The organism is Endothiovibrio diazotrophicus (assembly GCF_054657215.1).
In genome coordinates, this window is record NZ_BAAHXB010000319.1 from 1 (window position 1) to 459 (window position 459).

Annotated in this window: 1 pseudogene; it reads right to left on the minus strand. The window is 63.0% G+C overall.

From position 1 onward, the window contains the following. Window positions 1–367 (minus strand): annotated as a pseudogene (locus tag ACYQ2W_RS26620) (group II intron reverse transcriptase/maturase); the annotation flags it as partial. Window positions 368–459 lie beyond the last annotated feature (92 nt).

A 459-nucleotide genomic window follows, 5' to 3' on the forward strand; every position in this document is an offset into this window, starting at 1 on the left:
GCTTGACCGCCATCTGCACCACCCGGTCCTGGATGGTGGGAATCCCCAGCGGCCGCTTACTGCCATCGGGCTTGGGTATCCATACCCGGCGTACCGCATCCGCGCGGTACGTTTTCCTTTTCAACTGCTCGCGTAGGCGCTGCACGAAACGCCGCCCCCCTTCTTCCGCCTCGATGTCCGCGAAGCGCAGCCCGTCAACGCCGGGCGCGCCCCGGTTCGAACGAACGAGCCGATAGGCATGACCCAGAACGTCATCCCGGCACAGCTTGTCGTACAAGGCGTAGAAGCGAAACTCCGGCTCTTGCTTGGCCTTGGTGTAGAGCTTCCTCTGTAGCGTCCTGATCCTCTCCGGGGTTACTAGCGACATGGCAATCCCCTGATCCTCCGCTCTTCGGTTGCGTGGACAAAGTAGGGCCCCTTCCCTCGGGCCGGGTTGTGTTGTCCCGGACCCTCAAACGG